General features: G+C 68.7%; 16 protein-coding genes. 5 read left to right on the top strand and 11 right to left on the bottom strand.

The features are described 5' to 3' along the window. Window positions 1–82: 82 nt before the first annotated feature. Entirely contained in the window at window positions 83–484 is a 402-nt protein-coding gene (locus ACFV6H_RS26455) for a winged helix-turn-helix transcriptional regulator (protein WP_385546595.1), read from the bottom strand. 83 nt (window positions 485–567) lie between these two features. On the opposite strand from ACFV6H_RS26455, the gene ACFV6H_RS26460 reads away from it, so the two are divergent. The 3 genes from ACFV6H_RS26460 (at window position 568) to ACFV6H_RS26470 (ending at window position 4,033) form a co-directional block, all read left to right on the top strand. Then, a complete protein-coding gene (locus ACFV6H_RS26460) occupies window positions 568–2,067 on the top strand; it encodes an MFS transporter (RefSeq protein ID WP_385546598.1) in 1,500 nt (499 codons plus the stop codon). A gap of 81 nt (window positions 2,068–2,148) precedes the next feature. Beyond that, window positions 2,149–3,042, top strand: coding sequence for a chitosanase (locus tag ACFV6H_RS26465; protein ID WP_385546601.1), 894 nt, complete (start codon window positions 2,149–2,151; stop codon window positions 3,040–3,042). 127 nt (window positions 3,043–3,169) lie between these two features. Then, on the top strand, window positions 3,170–4,033 hold the full coding sequence (locus tag ACFV6H_RS26470) for a chitosanase (protein WP_385546603.1): 864 nt from the start codon (window positions 3,170–3,172) through the stop codon (window positions 4,031–4,033). Between the two features lie 183 nt (window positions 4,034–4,216). On the opposite strand, the gene ACFV6H_RS26475 is transcribed toward ACFV6H_RS26470, so the two are convergent. The 9 genes from ACFV6H_RS26475 to ACFV6H_RS26515 form a co-directional block, all read right to left on the bottom strand. Continuing rightward, window positions 4,217–5,602, bottom strand: a complete 1,386-nt coding sequence (locus tag ACFV6H_RS26475; RefSeq protein ID WP_385546606.1) for an 8-oxoguanine deaminase — start codon at window positions 5,600–5,602, stop codon at window positions 4,217–4,219. 101 nt (window positions 5,603–5,703) lie between these two features. Next, window positions 5,704–6,693 (bottom strand): factor-independent urate hydroxylase, encoded by a 990-nt coding sequence (gene pucL / locus ACFV6H_RS26480; protein WP_385546609.1) that lies wholly within the window; start codon window positions 6,691–6,693, stop codon window positions 5,704–5,706. A gap of 6 nt (window positions 6,694–6,699) precedes the next feature. Then, window positions 6,700–7,107 (bottom strand): hydroxyisourate hydrolase, encoded by a 408-nt coding sequence (gene uraH / locus ACFV6H_RS26485; RefSeq protein WP_385546612.1) that lies wholly within the window; start codon window positions 7,105–7,107, stop codon window positions 6,700–6,702. Next, window positions 7,104–7,667, bottom strand: a complete 564-nt coding sequence (gene uraD, locus ACFV6H_RS26490; RefSeq protein ID WP_385546615.1) for a 2-oxo-4-hydroxy-4-carboxy-5-ureidoimidazoline decarboxylase — start codon at window positions 7,665–7,667, stop codon at window positions 7,104–7,106. The genes uraH and uraD overlap by 4 nt, the downstream gene beginning before the upstream one ends. A gap of 143 nt (window positions 7,668–7,810) precedes the next feature. Next, window positions 7,811–8,191 (bottom strand): helix-turn-helix domain-containing protein, encoded by a 381-nt coding sequence (locus ACFV6H_RS26495; protein WP_093600251.1) that lies wholly within the window; start codon window positions 8,189–8,191, stop codon window positions 7,811–7,813. Beyond that, window positions 8,188–8,505 (bottom strand): hypothetical protein, encoded by a 318-nt coding sequence (locus ACFV6H_RS26500; protein ID WP_385546619.1) that lies wholly within the window; start codon window positions 8,503–8,505, stop codon window positions 8,188–8,190. The genes ACFV6H_RS26495 and ACFV6H_RS26500 overlap by 4 nt, the downstream gene beginning before the upstream one ends. Next, window positions 8,496–9,389 (bottom strand): dimethylargininase, encoded by an 894-nt coding sequence (gene ddaH, locus ACFV6H_RS26505; RefSeq protein ID WP_385546622.1) that lies wholly within the window; start codon window positions 9,387–9,389, stop codon window positions 8,496–8,498. Before ddaH ends, ACFV6H_RS26500 begins: the two co-directional genes overlap by 10 nt. Window positions 9,390–9,563: 174 nt before the next feature. Next, window positions 9,564–10,067, bottom strand: a complete 504-nt coding sequence (locus tag ACFV6H_RS26510; protein ID WP_093600255.1) for an Lrp/AsnC family transcriptional regulator — start codon at window positions 10,065–10,067, stop codon at window positions 9,564–9,566. 138 nt (window positions 10,068–10,205) lie between these two features. Then, entirely contained in the window at window positions 10,206–10,751 is a 546-nt protein-coding gene (locus tag ACFV6H_RS26515; protein WP_385546626.1) for a GNAT family N-acetyltransferase, read from the bottom strand. Window positions 10,752–10,943: 192 nt separating this feature from the next. On the opposite strand from ACFV6H_RS26515, the gene ACFV6H_RS26520 reads away from it, so the two are divergent. Beyond that, on the top strand, window positions 10,944–11,786 hold the full coding sequence (locus tag ACFV6H_RS26520; protein ID WP_385546629.1) for a TIM barrel protein: 843 nt from the start codon (window positions 10,944–10,946) through the stop codon (window positions 11,784–11,786). Window positions 11,787–11,863: 77 nt separating this feature from the next. Next, complete coding sequence (locus tag ACFV6H_RS26525; RefSeq protein WP_093603009.1) at window positions 11,864–12,754, top strand: 2-hydroxy-3-oxopropionate reductase; 891 nt, start codon at window positions 11,864–11,866, stop codon at window positions 12,752–12,754. 261 nt (window positions 12,755–13,015) lie between these two features. Here the strand turns inward: ACFV6H_RS26525 and gcl are convergent, their stop codons facing one another. Continuing rightward, window positions 13,016–14,794, bottom strand: coding sequence for a glyoxylate carboligase (gene gcl / locus ACFV6H_RS26530; RefSeq protein ID WP_385546634.1), 1,779 nt, complete (start codon window positions 14,792–14,794; stop codon window positions 13,016–13,018). Between the last annotated feature and the right edge of the window lie 47 nt (window positions 14,795–14,841).

Genomic DNA, 14,841 nt, shown 5'->3' on the forward strand with positions numbered 1-14,841 from the left:
ATCGTGCCACGTGGGTCTGACAACGCCTCGTTCCCGGCCCAACCTCGGGCTCCGGCCGCCTCAGAGCACGTTCGGGCCGCGCTCAGACCGCGTTCGGGTCGCGCCCGTGCGCCTCGTCGTACGCCGCCCGCGACTCGGCGATCGTCACCCGGTGGCGCTCGGCCCAGTCCGTCAGTCCCAGCAGAGAGGCGTGCAGTTCGCGGGCCACCGCCGTCAGTTCGTACTCGACCTTGGGCGGGACCGTCGGATGCACCGTACGGATCAGCAGCCCGTCACGCTCCAGATTGCGCAAGGTCAGGGTGAGCATCCGCCGGCTGATGCCCTCGATGGAGCGCTCCAGCTCCGTGAAGCGGATCGGTCCATGGGCGGCGGCGACGATGATCAGGACGCTCCACTTCCCGGCGACCCTGTCAAGAACCTCCCGCACCGGGCATGCCTGCGCGTGCACGAGCTGCGTCGTTACGCGCGTGTTCCCTTGGGACATCGAAGTGCCTCCTTACCGGCGGCCTGGACGGCCGCCCACGATAAGCCCGTTACATATCGTGCACCTTTGGAGGTCCGAAGCCCATGGACAGGGTCGTACCACCTGCCCGTCACTCCCGCTGGACAGCGCTGACCGTGCTGTGCGCGGGAACCCTGATGACCGTTCTCGACGGCAGTATCGTCACCGTGGCGATGCCCGCGATCCAGTCCGACCTCGGCTTCTCACCGGCCGGTCTCGCCTGGGTCGTCAACGCCTATCTGATCGCCTTCGCCGGACTCCTGCTGCTGGCGGGACGGCTCGGTGATCTCATCGGCAGACGGCGGATGTTCGTCTCCGGACTCGCCGTGTTCACCGCCGCCTCGCTGCTCTGCGGACTCTCCACCAGCTCCGGCGCCCTGATCGCCGCGCGCTTTCTCCAGGGCGTCGGAGGAGCGATGACCTCGGCGGTCGTCCTCGGGATGCTGGTCGCGCTCTTCGAGGAGGGCCGCGACCGGGCCAGGGCCATCGCCGTGTTCAGCGCGGTGGGTGCCGCGGGCGGCGCGCTCGGCACCTTTCTCGGCGGCGCCCTCACCTCGGCGCTCGGCTGGCACTCGATCTTCCTGATCAATCTGCCGATCGGAGTGGCCGCGCTGATCGCCGCCACGCGCGTGCTGGAGAACGACCGCGGACAGGGCCTCGGCAAGGGCGCGGATTATCCGGGCGCGGTGCTGGTCACGGCGGCGCTGATGCTCGGTGTCCACACCATCGTCAAGGCCGCCGACCACGGCTGGACATCCGCCCGCACTCTCGGGTTCGGCGGACTCTCCGTACTGCTGCTCGCGGGCTTCGCCGTACGGCAGTCGTACGCGGCCGATCCTCTGCTGCGTCCACGGCTGCTGCGCTCACGGACGCTGGTCGGCGCGAATCTCGTGCAGCTGCTGATGGTCGCCGGGATGTTCACCTTCCAGTATCTCGGCGCGCTCTACATCCAGCGGGTGCTGGGCTACGACGCGCTGCTGACGGGCCTCGCGTTCCTGCCCGCGCCGGTCGTCATCGGTGTGCTGATGCTGGGCCTGTCAGCCCGGGTGACCGTACGGTTCGGGCCCCGGCGTGTGCTGCTCGCCGGGCTCGCGCTGATCGTCGCCGGGCTGACGCTGTTCGGGCGGGCGCCCGCGGACGGTACGTACGCCGCCGACGTGCTGCCCGTGACGCTGCTGCTCGGCATCGGCTTCGGCCTCGCCATGCCGGCGCTCACGGGCCTGGCGATGGCGGACGTACGGCCGGAGGACGGCGGTCTCGCGTCGGGCCTGTTCAACACCGGCCAGGTGGTGGGCGGTGCGCTCGGTCTCGCCGTCACCACGACGCTCGCCTCCGGCCGGACGAGCGAGCTGCTCAGCGCGGGCGACGACGCGGTGGCGGCGTTGAGCGACGGCTACCGGCTCGCGTTCCGTACGGCGGCGGGCGTGGCCGTGGCGGCGCTCGCGGTGGCGGCGGCTCTCCTCCGTAAGGAGAAGCCGCGCGGAGACAAGCCAAGCAGGGAGAAGCCGCGAACCTCCGCTCCGCAGGGCACGGTTCATCCGCCGTCCACCACCCATACGGGGTAATCCCGGACTACTCCCGTAATCTCATGATCCGGCCGGTACACACTCGGGATCCGGTGCACACCACGGGGAAGGGACCGGTAGGTGCTCCACGCGCTCCGCCGACTGCTGCTCGTCCTGCTGGCGCCGCTGCTCGCGCTCTGCGCCGCGTGCACATCCGGCCCCGCCGCCTCCACCGTCCCGGGTGGACCTGGCGGATCCGGCGGACCGGGCGGGCCCGGTGGAACCGTCTCCTCCGCCACGTCGGCCGGGCTGGACGATCCGGCGAAGAAGGAGATCGCGATGCGGCTCGTCTCCAGCGCGGAGAACTCCTCACTGGACTGGAAAGCCCAGTACGGCTACATCGAAGACATCGGCGACGGCCGCGGCTACACCGCCGGCATCATCGGATTCTGCACCGGCTGCGGCGATCTCCTCCTGGTCGTCCTGCGGTACACCGACGCGCGCCCCGGCAATGCCCTGGAGCGTTTCCTCCCCGCGCTGCGCGCGGCCCGGGGCAGCGCGTCCCACGAAGGGCTCGGCCGCGCCTTCACCGACGCCTGGCGGAAGGCGGCCGAGGATCCCGCTCTGCGGAAGGCCCAGGACGAGGAGCGCGACCGGACGTACTTCGATCCGGCCGTCACCCGGGCGAAGGCCGACGGCCTCGGCACGCTCGGGCAGTTCATCTACTTCGACGCCTATGTGATGCACGGCTACGGCGACGGCACAAGGGACGGCAAGGTCGAGGCCGGCTTCCGTACGATCCGCGAACAGGCCCTGCGCAAGGCCGAGTCGCCCGCGCGCGGAGGCGACGAGACGGCGTATCTCGACGCGTTCCTGGACGCACGGGTCGCCGCGATGCGCGACGAACCGTCCCACTCGGACATCAGTCGCGTCGAGACGGCCCAGCGGATCTTCCTCGACCGAGGCAATCTGGATCTGGATCCGCCGCTCGACTGGACGGTGTACGGCGACCGCTACCGCATCGCCGCGCAGTAGCGCGTAGTCGCCGAAGTAGCGCGCAGTCGCCCTCTCACTTCTTCTTCACATCCGAACGGGTAGGCACCACCTCTCAGCCTTGATAGGAAAGCTTCCTAACAGATAAGCGCAACCAGGAACTCTCCCCATGGAGGTCAGGGTGCCCACCCCCCACGTACGCACTGTTCTGCTCGCACTGACACTGGTCGCCGTTCCTCTCACCGCCACCACCACCGCGCACGCGGCACCGGAGCCCGCCGACGCCGGCCGCGCCGCCCCCCTCGCGCCCTCCGCCGCCGCGGCGACGGGACTCGACGATCCGGCGAAGAAGGAGATCGCCATGCAGCTCGTCTCCAGCGCGGAGAACTCCTCGCTGGACTGGAAAGCCCAGTACGGCTACATCGAAGACATCGGCGACGGCCGCGGCTACACCGCCGGCATCATCGGATTCTGTTCCGGTACGGGCGACATGCTGGACCTGGTCGAGCTGTACACCGGCCGTAAGCCGGGCAACGCGCTCGCCTCGTATCTGCCCGCCCTGCGGCAGGTCGACGGCACGGACTCGCACCAGGGACTCGACCCGGGCTTCACCTCGGCCTGGAAGCAGGCGGCCAAGGACTCCGCGTTCAAGACCGCGCAGAACGACGAGCGCGACCGCGTCTACTTCAACCCGGCCGTGAACCGCGCCAAGCAGGACAAGCTCGGCACGCTCGGGCAGTTCGCGTACTACGACGCCATCGTCATGCACGGCGACGGCGGCGACAGCACCAGCTTCAGCAGTATCCGCAAGCGCGCGCTGGCCAAGGCGAAGCCTCCGGCCCAGGGCGGCGACGAGAAGCAGTATCTGCACGCCTTCCTCGACGCCCGGGTGTGGGCGATGAAGCAGGAGGAGGCGCACGAGGACACCAGCCGGGTGGACACCGCGCAGCGGGTGTTCCTCAACAAGGGCAATCTGAATCTGGACCCGCCGCTGGACTGGAAGGTCTACGGCGACAGCTTCCACATCGGCTGAACGAGATCGGCTGAACGGGCCGGTCGTCAGGCGTAGTCGGTAGTCAGGCGTAGTCGGTAATACGACGGCGGGTACGGCACCTCGGGCTTCCATCGGTGCCGTACCCGTACTCGTACCCGTACTCGTACCCGTCCCGTCTCTGAGCCCCGTCCCGCCTCTGAGCGCGGCGAGGCGGCCGGACGATCAGCCCGATCGGCCCTCCGCCGCGATCCGCGCGAGGCGCCGCGCCTCGCTCCGTGTCTCACGGGCGATGGCGTCCTCGTCCACCGTGGTCAGACGGTTGTCCTCGACCACGCTCACGCCGTTGACCAGCGAGAGCGTGACGGGCGCGGCGGCGCCGAGGACCAGCGCGACGACCGGGTCCGCGATCGAGGCGTGCGCGAGCGTGTCCAGCTTCCAGAGCACGAGATCGGCGAGCTTGCCCGTCTCGATCGACCCGATCTGATCGGCGCGGCCGAGGACTTGAGCGCCGCCGTACGTACCGAGCCGCAGCGCCTGACGCGCGTTCAGGGCGCTCTCACTCCGTGCGCCGAGGCGGTTGATGAGCAGCGCGTTGCGCAGCTCGGTGTGGAGTTCGCCCGACTCGTTGGAAGCGGTCCCGTCGACACCCAGACCGACCGGGACACCCGCCGCGAGCATGTCGGAGACCCTGGCGATCCCGGCGGCGAGGCGGGCGTTGGAGGACGGGCAGTGTGCGACGCCCGTGCCCGTACGCGCGAACGCGGCAATGTCGGAGTCGTTCATATGGACGCAGTGGGCCATCCACACATCGGAGCCGAGCCAGCCGGTCGACTCGAAGTAGTCCGTAGGTCCCATCCCGAACAGCTCCTTGCAGAACTGCTCCTCCTCCATGGTCTCACTGCCGTGCGTATGCAGCCTCACGCCCTTACGCCGGGCCAACTCCGCGCCCTCCACGAGCAGTTCGGTGGAGACGGAGAACGGCGAGCACGGTGCGACCGCGATCTGGGTCATCGCGTCGGACGCGGTGTCGTGGTGGCGGTCGATGGTCGCCTCGGTGGCGGCGAGCGCGCCGTCGAGGGACTCCACGGCGAAGTCCGGAGGCAGTCCGCCGTCCGAGATCCCGCGGTCCATGGAGCCACGGGCGAGAGTGAACCGTACGCCTGTCTCCGCGGCGGCGCCGATGATCGCACCCGACAGATCTCCCGTGCCGCGCGGATAGACATAGTGGTGGTCCATGGCGGTGGTGACGCCGCCGCGGGCCATCATCGCGAGCGAGCCCCGCGCCGCCGCCCGTACCATCGGCTCGTCGATCCGCGCCCAGATCGGATAGAGCGCCACCAGCCAGTCGAAGAGATTGTGGTCGGTGGCGAGCCCTCGGGTGATCCACTGGTAGAAGTGATGATGCGTATTGACCAGGCCCGGAGTGATGAGATGCCCGGTGCCGTCGATACGGCGGACCACCCGCTCCAGACCGGCCGGAGCCGGGCCCGCGCCGACCGACTCGATCCGGTTGTCCGCGACGACGACATGTCCCGAGGCGTACTCGGTGTCGTGCGCGTCCACGGTCGCGATGGCGCAGTTCTCGATGACGATGCGCGAAGCCGCCATGGCGATTCCTCTTCCTCTTCCTGCCTTCGGGCGTCGGCCCGGCTCATCCACCGGACTCGTCGGACTCATTGGGCCGGTCGGGCTCATAGGGTTCATCGGGCTCATCGGAGACGCGTGAGGTCGACCGGGATGCGCGGCTCGGCTCCGTCGCGCAGGACGGTGGCCTCGATGAGCCCGTAGGGACGGTCGGCCGCGAAGTACACCTCGTTGTCGTTCTTCAGCCCGAAGGGCTCCAGATCGACCAGGAAGTGATGCTTGTTCGGCAGGGAGAAACGGATCTCCTCGATCTCACCGCGGTTCTCGATGACGCTCGTACCCATCTGGTACAGGGACTGCTGGAGCGAGAGCGAGTAGGTCTCGGCGAAGGTCCGGAGGATGTGCTTCTTCGTCTGCGCGTAGGACTCGTCCCAGTCCGGCATCGGTACGCCGTCACCCGAGCCGTCACCCGAGCCGTCACTCGAACCGTCACTCGAACCGTTGCCCGACCAGCGGTAGCGCCATCGCGCGGAGACGTCGGTCGCGAGAATACGGTCGTACGCCTCCCGGAGCGTTGTGTACTTGTCCTTGGCGTAGCCCCAGAACTCGGAGTTGGTCGAGTTCAGCACCGTCAGATCCGTCAGTCCCGAGACGACCTCCCAGCTGTCGCCGTCGAAGGTGATCTGGGCGAGACGTGTCTCCTGGCCCGTACGGACGAAGGAGTGCCTGGGCTGCTCGGCCGTGCCGGACCAGACCTCGCCGTCGGGAGCCATGCCGTCGGAGGTGTCGATGCGCTCCCAGGCGTACTCCTCGATCCGGATACGCGCCCGGTGGATCGGCTCCTGGCCGGTCACGAAGTGCCGGGCGAGATGGATGCCGAACTGCTCGGCCGACTCGATGCCATGCTCCTTGGCGAACGCGTACACCGTGTTCTTGGTGGTGTCGGTCGGCAGGACATGGGTGTTGGAACCGGAGTGATGGACGTCCGCCATGTCGCCGGAGAGGGCGACGGAGACATTCAGGTCCTTGATGTGATGGGTACGGCCGTCCCGCGTGATCCTGACGACGCGGCTCTCCGCCTTGCCGTACTGGTTCTGGCCGAGAATCGTGGGCATGGCTCGCTAGCTCCCTCGGTATACGGAGTAGCCGAACGGGCTGAGCAGCAGCGGTACGTGGTAGTGCTCGCCGGGAGTGACGGTGAAGGTGATCGTCACCTCCGGGAAGAACGATGTGCCGCTGTCCCGTGCGCGGAAGGCGCGGGAGGCGTCCAGCTGTGCCTCGGCTTGGTCTCTGCTGACGAAATACGCCTCGGTCCCGAAGTCGAGACGTACCTGTGCCGTTTCCGTCGGCAGCGCCGGCAGGTCCTTGCAGCGCCCGTCCGCGTCGGTGCGCGAGCCGCCGAGCGCCACCCAGGCGGCGCCGGGACCGCTCCGGGCAGCGAGCGACACGGCGACGTCCACGGCGGGGCGTCCGGTGCTGGTGTCCAGGATGTGCGTGGACACCGAGGCGGTGGTCGCGGTGGTGCTCATGAGGCGCTGTCCTTTGCGTTCTCTGCGTCCACTGCGTCCTCGGCCACGAGGTCCTCCGTCAGACGGGTCAGCCGGATACGGTTGATCTTCCCCAGTTCGGCGCGTGCGATCGCGCGCTCCCGCTCGGGCGTGTGCGCCAGCCGCTCCTTCAGCGCATCACGCATCTGCTCACCGGTCGCGCCGGTGGCGCAGATCAGAAAGACATGTCCGAAACGGTCCTGGTACGCCAGATTCAGTTCCAGCATCTCGGCCCTGAGCTCCTCGGAGGCACCGGCCATCCCTCGCTGCTCCCGGGAGGAGGCGGGATCTCCGGGCTTCGGCCGGCCGATCGGCGGATGCCCAGCCATCGCCTCGGCCAGCTCCGTGTCGTCCAGCTCATCCGTGGCGGTGTCACCGGCGGCGAAGAGGGCGTCGGCAGTGGCGTACGGGCGCCGGGCGAGCAGCTTCCTCGCCCACGCCGGACTGGCGCACACCTCGTGCAGCACGGCCAGGAGCGCACGGTCGGAAGAGTCGGAAGAGGTGTTGAACCGGGCCAGGCCCGGTGCCGGTGTCGAAGTCACGGGAGCCTCCGTGGCTGTGCTGGGCAGGCTTCGCATAGCTAACGCCCTCGGCACCACAACGTCAACACTTTGTTGAAATCCTGTATACGAAAGCCCCGGCACTGCCCCTTACCGGGCCCTCTTCCATTGCACTGCCTTCGCCTCTATTGCACTCCCTTCGCCGCGTTCTCGCGGTTCAGGTAGTTGTAGACGGTGAAGCGGCTGACGCCGAGGGCGCTCGCCACCGTCTCCACGCCATGGCGTACGGAGAAGGCGCCGCGCGCCTCCAGTATCCGTACGACCGACTGCTTGGTCCTGCGGTCGAGATCGGCGAGCGGCATACCGTGCTGCCGCTCCAGGGCCGCCAGGATGTGATCCAGGGACTCCGAGAGCTGCGGCAGCCGTACGGCGAGGATGTCCGCGCCCTCCCAGGCGAGCACGACATCGTCGGGCAGGGCCTCCTGAGGCGCGAGCAGTTCGCCGCCCATGGCGTCCACCAGCGGCTTTACCGCCATGATGAAGGGATGGTCCACCGGCCCGGTCACCGGGCGTCCTCGACTGCGGCGACGTCGGCGGCACCGGCGACGTCGGTGATATGGGTGTCGTCGGTGATATGGGCGTCACCGATCACATTCACCTGGAGCGAGATCCGGGTGGCGCCGACGGCCAGCGACCTGCGCAGCAGCGCGTCCACCGTGCTCAGCACCGCCTCCGCGCCGCCCTCCGCCGTATTGCCGAAGGGCCCTACGTCGACGGCGTCCAGTTCCGCGCTCTGGACGATCTCGCGGGCCACCACCGCGTGCGCGGGCGCCTCGTCGAGATCGAAAGGTTCGGTCGTGAACTCGACTCTCAGTCGCATCGTGCCTCCATCGCACCGGCCTGGGACGAGGACGACCTTAACCGACAGTCTGACGAACCGCGGATCTCCTGAGTGCAGCACTTGGCTCCACCGCCCGCCTTGTGGAACTCGGACAGCTCAACCGGAACCGGGACATAGCCGCGCCGTGTGAGCCCTTCGATGAGACTGGTGGCGCGCGGAGAGATGATCACATGGCAGCCGTCGGAGACGGAGTTCAGACCGAAGGCCATCGCGTCGTCCGCAGTGGCGAGCAGCGCGTCGGGGAAGAGCCGCTCCAGCACCGCGCGGCTCCCGGGCGAGAAGGCTTCTGGGTAGTACGCGACGTTCTCGTCGTCCAGGGCGAACAGCGCGGTGTCCAGATGGTAGAAGTACGGGTCCACAAGACGGAGGCTGACCGTCGGCACTCCGAAGAACTCCTGGGCCTCCTGGTGCGCCTCGACCGTCGTACGGAAACCGGTGCCGGCCAGGACGAGACCGCCGACCGGTACGAAGTCGCCCTCGCCCTCGCACACGGCCTGCGGGACATGCACCTCGAATCCGGCCGCCTCCTCGAACCACCGCGCGTACGCGCCGGCCTCGGGACGCCGCTGCGGCGCGTGGAACCGCGAGCCGAAGACCCGGCCGTCGATCACCACCGCCGCGTTGGCGGCGAACACCATGTCGGGCAGTCCCGCGAGGGGTTCGACGGTCTCCACCGTATGGCCGAGATCGCGGTAGACGCGCACGAGCGACTCCCACTGGGCGCGCGCGAGGGCCGTGTCGACGGGCGTCCCTTCGCGCATCCAGGGATTGATGGCATAGCGGACGTCGAAGTGACGTGGTTCGCAGGTCAGATAGCGCCGAGGCCTGGGCACACGAGGTCCGGGCGCACGGAAGGACGGCATGGAGTTTCCTCTCGCCGACGGGGATGCCTCAACGATAGGAAGGGAAGGAGAGTCCCTCAAGGAACGGAACTTGCGCGTGGACGCAAGAATGCTGCGTCGTGGGCCCGTTCAGCGGCTGTTCGTTGCGTCAGAGCGCGCAGGGCGCGTCAGCACGTCAGAGCGCGTCAGAGCGCGTCAGGGCGTGACGGGTCCCGCGTCGGGCGGTGCGGCGAGGCTTCCGGCCTCCGGGCTGTTGGGCAGCAGATGGGTCAGTACGACAAAGCTGTTGGTACGGGTGACGAACGGCTCGGCCCGGATCCGCTCCAGCACCTCCTCGAAATGCCCGATGTCCGCGGCCCTGATATGCAGCAGGGCGTCCGCGCCACCGGTCACGGTCACCGCGGCCACCACCTCGGGATGGTTCCGGGTGACTTCGGCGAGCCGCCGCGGCGGCGCCGCGCTGTCGCAGAAGACCTCGACATACGCCTCGGTGCGCCAGCCGAGGGCGGCGGGCCGCACGATGGTGGTGAATCCGGTGATCACATCGTCGTCACGCATCCGGTCGACCCTGCGCTTGACCGCGGGCGCCGACAGTCCGACCGTCTGGCCGATCTCGGTGAAGCTGCTCCTGGCGTTGGCGATGAGCGCCGCGAGAATCCGCCGGTCCAGCTCGTCGAGCACCGGCTGCTGATACGCCATGGGAGCCTCCGCCTTCTCGGCTTCGCAGGATGGATTCGGGCCGGGTTCGGGCCGGGTTCGGGACGTACGCTCCGGCGCTCCGGCCTCCACCGCCCGGGCCGGTCCTCACCGTACGGATTATGGTCCGGACCGTACGGATCACGGTCCGGCGAGCTCGCGCTGCATCAGGACCGTGTCCAGCCGTCGGCCGTGCTTGTGGCCGACTCCCGTCAGCCGTCCCGCGTCAACGAAACCGAAGCGCCGGTGCAGGGCGGCCGACGCGTCGTCGCCGGTGTCGACCAGGACCGCGATCACCTGCCGTATCCCGGCCTCGGCGCAGCCGGTCAGCAGCGTGCCCAGGAGCGCGCCGCCGAGTCCTCGGCCGGTGCGGCCCGGGGCCAGATAGATGGTGTCCTCGACGGTGTGCCGGTAGGCCGGTTTCGTACGCCAGGGCGCGGCATACGCGTACCCAGCCACCTCACCGGCCACCTCGGCGACCAGGAACGGCAGCCCGCGCCCGGCGAGTTGGTCGAGCCGCTCCCGCCAGGCGGCGAGGCCCGGCGGTGTCTCTTCGAAGGTGACCACGCTGTGGACGACGTAGTACGCGAAGATCGCGGCCACGGCGTCGAGGTCTCCGGGCACGGCCGGGCGGACCACCGCCTCGGGCGACATCGGCGCCGTCGAGTCGATCCGCACCACGGACATCCCTCCTCCTTCGGATCCTTCGGACAGGTTTCGCCGCGCCGCCGACGATCATCGCAGGACCATACTGACCGGCGGCTGCCGGATTTCCGGTGTGTTCATCCGTGGCCTCTTGACAGCCCAGGAGCCCCGGAGGCAGGCTTTCCATCAAGCAGAAGATAACTTCCGCAATACGGAAGGAGCGCCTGACTCCTCATGGCCCCTCTCACCACGAACGGGCGCGGCGCAGAGCAGCGCTTCGATGTGAACCTGTCCATCCTCTTCACCGAGCTCCCTCTACTGGAGCGTCCCGCCGCCGCGGCGGCTGCGGGCTTCAGTGCCGTGGAGCTGTGGTGGCCCTGGATCGACACCCCCACGCCGCCGCAGAGCGAGCTGGACGCCCTCAAGCAGGCGCTCAACGACGCGGGCACGCAGCTCGTGGGGCTGAACTTCTACGCCGGACAGCTCCCGGGCCCCGACCGCGGCGCGGTCTCCGTACCCGGTGAGGAGGCCGAGCGGTTCCGCGCCAATGTCGAGGTCGCGGCGGCCTTCGCCGCGTCCGTCGACTGTCCGGCGCTCAACGCGCTGTACGGCAATCGCGTCGAGGGCGTCGACCCGCACCTCCAGGACACTCTCGCCCTGGACAATCTGGTGCTGGCCGCCCGCGCGGCGAGCGAGGCCGGATCGATCCTGCTGATCGAGGCGCTCAACAAGCCGGAGTCGCCGCTCTATCCGCTGGTGAGCGCGGAGTCCGCGATCAAGGTGGTCGACCGCGTCAACGAGGCCACCGGGCTCGACAACGCCGCGTTCCTGCTCGATCTCTACCACCTGTCGATGAACGGCGAGGACCTGAACGAGGTCATCGACCGCTATGCCGACAAGACCGGCCATGTACAGATCGCGGACAACCCGGGCCGAGGTGCTCCCGGCACCGGAGCGCTGCCGCTGGACGATCTCATCGGGCGGCTGCGGAAGGCCGGTTACGCCGGCTGGATCGGCCTGGAGTACAAGCCGGGCGACCGTCCGAGCGCCGAGGCCTTCGACTGGCTCGCCAACTGACCACCGGACCACCGTCACGTGACCACCGTCACGCGCGTGTCGAGACGCACGCACGTGTGCCGAAAGAGGGCAGCCTCATGAGTAATCCTCCCAAGATCGCGTGGATCGGCCTCGGCATCATGGGCTCGCCCATGTCCGAGAATCTGATCAAGGCCGGTTACCCGGTGACCGGTTACACCCTGGAGCAGCCCAAGCTGGACCGGCTGGCCGCGGCCGGCGGCACGGTCGCGGGCTCGGTCGCCGAAGCGGTACGGGACGCCGATGTGATCGTCACGATGGTGCCCGCCTCCCCGCAGGTCGAGGCGATCGCCTATGGCGAGGACGGCATTCTGGAGAACGCCCGCAGCGGCGCGCTGCTGATCGACATGTCGTCCATCACTCCGCAGACCTCGGTGGATCTGGCCAAGAACGCGGCGGAGAAGGGCATCCGGGTGCTGGACGCGCCGGTCTCCGGCGGCGAGGCCGGTGCCATCGAGGCGGTCCTCTCCATCATGGTCGGCGGTGAGCGGGCCGACTTCGACGAGGCCAAGCCGCTGTTCGACGCCCTCGGCAGGACCATCGTGCTCTGCGGGCCGCATGGCTCGGGCCAGACGGTGAAGGCCGCCAACCAGCTCATCGTCGCGGTCAATATCCAGGCGTGCGCCGAGGCCGTGGTCTTCCTGGAGAAGTCCGGTGTGGACCTCGCGGCGGCGCTCGACGTCCTCAACGGCGGTCTGGCCGGCTCGACCGTGCTGACGCGTAAGAAGGACAACTTCCTGAACCGTGACTTCAAGCCCGGCTTCCGGATCGATCTGCACCACAAGGACATGGGCATCGTCACGGACGCCGCCCGCAATGTGGGTGCCGCGCTTCCGGTCGGTGCCGTGGTCGCCCAACTGGTCGCCTCCCTGCGCGCGCAGGGCGACGGCGGCCTGGACCACTCGGCACTGCTGCGCTCCGTCGAGCGCCTCTCCGGCGACCAGGTCTAAGACTCAAGGACCGTCGCCGGACCTCCGAACCCGGGCGGCGCCTGCGCTGACACCTGTCCTGTCGCGCCCAGGCGCCGGCGCCGCCCGGAACCACACAGGCGAGCGCGGAGCACGGAATCTCCCGTGCTCCGCGCTCTTCTGCGTTCCCACGGGCTTCCGCGTTCCCACGGGACCGTACGAAGCCGACGGCCCCCGTACCGGATTCTCTCCGGTGCGGGGGCCGCGTCCGTCCGTCGCTGCTCGGTCGGGGACAGCGACGGATCAGGTCAGCGGCAGGATCTCCGTGGGCGCGTGCCACGGCTCCGTGGCGATGTCCTCGAACTCGTTCACGCTCGCGATGTCGCTGCCGCTCATCGAGATGTTCGTGACGCGTTCGAGGATCGCCTCGACCACGACCGGCACCCGGAACTCGGCGGCGAGCTTCTTCGCCTCCTCGAAGGCCGGCAGAAGCTGATCGGGCTCGGTGACCCGGATCGCCTTGCAGCCCAGCCCTTCCACGACCTTGACATGGTCGACGCCGTACACGCCCAGCTCGGGCGAGTTGATGTTCTCGAACTCCAGATTGACCTGGAAGTCGATGTCGAAGTTGCGCTGCGCCTGGCGGATCAGCCCCAGATACGAGTTGTTCACCAGCACATGCACATAAGGGATACGGTGCTGCGCGCCGACCGCCAGCTCCTCCAGCATGAACTGGAAGTCGTAGTCGCCGGAGAGGGCGACGACCGACGCCTCCGGATCGGCGACGGCGACTCCGAGCGCGGCGGGAACGGTCCAGCCGAGCGGGCCCGCCTGGCCGCAGTTGATCCAGTGGCGCGGCCGGTAGACATGCAGCATCTGCGCGCCGGCGATCTGCGAGAGTCCGATGGTGGTGACATACCGGGTCTCGGGACCGAAGGCCCGGTTCATCTCCTCGTACACCCGCTGCGGCTTGAGCGGCACATTGTCGAAGTGTGTACGGCGATGGAGCGTCGCCTTGCGCTGCTGTGCGGAGGCGGCCCACGCGGCGCGGTCGGGCAGCTCGCCCGCGTCCTTCAGCTCCTTCGCGATCTCCACGAAGAGCTCCAGGGCAACCTTGGCGTCGGAGGCGATCCCGTAGTCCGGCGGGAAGATCTTGCCGATCTGGGTGGGCTCGATGTCGACATGGACGAAGGTCCGTCTCTGCCGGTAGACATCGAGTTTTCCGGTGTGGCGGTTGGCCCAGCGGTTGCCGATGCCGAGGACGAAGTCCGACTCCAGGAAGGTCGCGTTGCCGTAGCGGTGCGAGGTCTGGAGGCCGACCATGCCGGCGTTCAGCTCATGGTCGTCCGCGATGGCGCCCCAGCCCATCAGCGTGGGAATGACCGGAGTACCGGTCAGCTCCGCGAACTCGACCAGCAGTTCGGCGGCGTCGGCGTTGATGATGCCGCCGCCCGCGACGATCAGCGGGCGCTCGGACGCGTTGAGCAGCCGTACGGCTTTCTCGATCTGCGCGCGGCTCGCGGCCGGCCGGTAGACCGGCAGCGGCTCATAGGTCTCCGGGTCGAACTCGATCTCGGTGAGCTGGACATCGAGCGGCAGATCCACCAGAACCGGACCGGGCCGGCCCGAGCGCATCAGATGGAAGGCCTGCTGGAGGACGCCGGGAACCTGCGCGGCCTCCAGGACCGTCGTCGCGGCCTTGGTGACGGGCCGGGCGATGGAGGCGATGTCGACGGCCTGGAAGTCCTCCTTGTGGATCACCGCGGTCGGCGCCTGGCCGGTGATGCACAGGATCGGGATCGAGTCACCGGTCGCGGAGTAGAGGCCGGTGATCATGTCCGTGCCGGCGGGCCCCGACGTACCGACGCAGACGCCGATATTGCCGGGATGGGTACGGGTGTAGCCCTCGGCCATGTGCGAGGCGCCCTCGACATGGCGGGCGAGCGTGTGCTGGATCCCGCCGGATGCCTTCAGGGCCGCGTAGAAGGGATTGATCGCGGCGCCCGGCACACCGAACGCGTTTGTCACGCCCTCGCGCTTGAGGATCTCAACTGCCGCTCGGGCAGCGGTCATTCGAGGCATGGAGTACTCCTGCTTCGGCCGGCGGATTCGGGCTCTGTCGCGCCACC

This window comes from Streptomyces sp. NPDC059743 (genome assembly GCF_042732975.1).
In the GTDB taxonomy this organism is placed as follows: Bacteria; Actinomycetota; Actinomycetes; order Streptomycetales; family Streptomycetaceae; genus Streptomyces.

Excerpts from the sequence above, each read along its gene's own strand:
- ACFV6H_RS26455 (WP_385546595.1), bottom strand. The coding sequence starts at position 484 with ATGTCCCAAGGGAACACGCGCGTAACGACGCAGCTCGTGCACGCGCAG.
- ACFV6H_RS26460 (WP_385546598.1), top strand. The coding sequence starts at position 568 with ATGGACAGGGTCGTACCACCTGCCCGTCACTCCCGCTGGACAGCGCTG.
- ACFV6H_RS26470 (WP_385546603.1), top strand. The coding sequence starts at position 3,170 with ATGGAGGTCAGGGTGCCCACCCCCCACGTACGCACTGTTCTGCTCGCA.
- ACFV6H_RS26475 (WP_385546606.1), bottom strand. The coding sequence starts at position 5,602 with ATGGCGGCTTCGCGCATCGTCATCGAGAACTGCGCCATCGCGACCGTG.
- pucL (WP_385546609.1), bottom strand. The coding sequence starts at position 6,693 with ATGCCCACGATTCTCGGCCAGAACCAGTACGGCAAGGCGGAGAGCCGC.
- uraH (WP_385546612.1), bottom strand. The coding sequence starts at position 7,107 with ATGAGCACCACCGCGACCACCGCCTCGGTGTCCACGCACATCCTGGAC.
- ACFV6H_RS26500 (WP_385546619.1), bottom strand. The coding sequence starts at position 8,505 with ATGCGACTGAGAGTCGAGTTCACGACCGAACCTTTCGATCTCGACGAG.
- ddaH (WP_385546622.1), bottom strand. The coding sequence starts at position 9,389 with ATGCCGTCCTTCCGTGCGCCCGGACCTCGTGTGCCCAGGCCTCGGCGC.
- ACFV6H_RS26510 (WP_093600255.1), bottom strand. The coding sequence starts at position 10,067 with ATGGCGTATCAGCAGCCGGTGCTCGACGAGCTGGACCGGCGGATTCTC.
- ACFV6H_RS26515 (WP_385546626.1), bottom strand. The coding sequence starts at position 10,751 with ATGTCCGTGGTGCGGATCGACTCGACGGCGCCGATGTCGCCCGAGGCG.
- ACFV6H_RS26520 (WP_385546629.1), top strand. The coding sequence starts at position 10,944 with ATGGCCCCTCTCACCACGAACGGGCGCGGCGCAGAGCAGCGCTTCGAT.
- ACFV6H_RS26525 (WP_093603009.1), top strand. The coding sequence starts at position 11,864 with ATGAGTAATCCTCCCAAGATCGCGTGGATCGGCCTCGGCATCATGGGC.
- gcl (WP_385546634.1), bottom strand. The coding sequence starts at position 14,794 with ATGCCTCGAATGACCGCTGCCCGAGCGGCAGTTGAGATCCTCAAGCGC.